1 protein-coding gene is annotated in these 1,550 nt (G+C 50.3%); it reads left to right on the forward strand.

Features of this window, described 5'->3' with window-relative positions; translation table 11 throughout:
* On the forward strand, positions 1-1,418 hold a 1,418-nt coding region (locus tag EKN00_RS10775; protein ID WP_127850222.1), incomplete at its 5' end, for an IS1380 family transposase.
* Positions 1,419-1,550 lie beyond the last annotated feature (132 nt).

Raw genomic sequence — 1,550 nt, forward strand, 5'->3', positions numbered from 1 at the left:
AATCCCATGATTCACACGGGACTGCGCTGCTTTGGTGTTTCACCCATTGGGTGCGCCTATATGCTAAGGTTAAGTCGACAAAAACCATCACGAAAGCGAGGCTTCACACCATCTCAACTTTAACCAGCTTATCCCTGCAATGCAATACCAATGTGACTGTGACCGCCGACGGCGGTCAACTTTCAAATGACGCCGGGCTCGTTTTGTTCCAAGAGTTTCTTCATCGTATCAACTTTAGGCAACTTGCCAATCAGTGCCTCAAGTTACCAGACCAACGACGATTCTGGAAGGCCTCGATGATCGACATCTTCTTGGAAAAATTGTTGCTCGACGTTGCCGGGTATTTACATGACAGTAGTGCCAATGACTGGCAACGTGATCCCGTACTGGCGGCCACCTTGGGTAGCTCTCGGCTAGTCTCACAGCCCTCACTTTCACGGTTTTTCAAGCGCCTTGAAGACGCCGACCTAGATGACTTTCGGAAGCTTATCTGGCAAGTAGCCGCCTTGGCTTTCCGTCTTAGTGGTCAATCCCGCTTCGTGCTGGATATAGACTCAACGCATTGTGATACTTTCGGTAATCAAGAACGGTCCGCCTTCAACGCTCACTATATGGCCTATGGATATCACCCTCAGGTTGTATTTGATCAAGAGTCCGGGTTGCTCTTAGACGCCTTGATGCGCCCTGGCAATGAGTACACCGGCAAGGAAGCCGATAAGTTCGTCGAGACAACTTTTTCGCGCCTATCGGCGCTCCCTCAAAGCACCAGCGTCATCATTCGAGGCGATTCGGGGTTTGCTGCGCCAAAATTTTACGAGATGTGCGACACACATGGCGTCGACTTTTTGGTTCGACTCAAGGCAAATTCAAAGCTTGGGAAGCTGGCAGAAACGGCCTTAGTGGATTGCCCTCCAAAATATGAAGAGAGCAAATGCGTCTACCACGAATTCAAGTATCAGGCCGCGTCATGGGGTAAAGCTCGCCGTGTTATCGTATGTTCTACTCATACGGCAGATGAGCTAGTTCCCTGGAACCACGCATTCGTAGTGACCAGCCTGGCCTCCGAGGCTCCAGAGACTTTGTTCAAGACCTATAGACAGCGGGGCAATGCTGAGAACCAAATTAAGGAGCTGAAATGCGGGTTTGGCTTTGACAAAACAGACAGCTCAACTTTTGCACGGAACACTGCACGAGCCTTGATCACCGGTATTGCCTATAACCTGGTTCAGCTCTTTAAACAGCTCTTTGTCTCGGAAGACCGTCGTTCAACCATCTCCTCGCTACGGTTCAGTCTCTTTCACATCGCCGGTAGGATTACTTGGCACGCCCGTCGTGTGGTGATTCATCTTGCTTCTAACTATGTTTACAAGAACTGGTTTAGTCGGCTCATGGACGAAGTCCATCAGTTGGCAACCTGAACTGAATAACTGAATAGGTCGTGCGTCGAGCCGAAAACTGGGTCGGTCTGTTCGTGGTGCATCGATCACCAACTTCTCCGCTCAGTCAGTATTCGCAACGCTCCAAACGTTGCTTTCAGACCGGCCAGATGC

Source organism: Lacticaseibacillus hulanensis (assembly GCF_004010095.1).
Taxonomy (GTDB): Bacteria; Bacillota; Bacilli; order Lactobacillales; family Lactobacillaceae; genus Lacticaseibacillus; species Lacticaseibacillus hulanensis.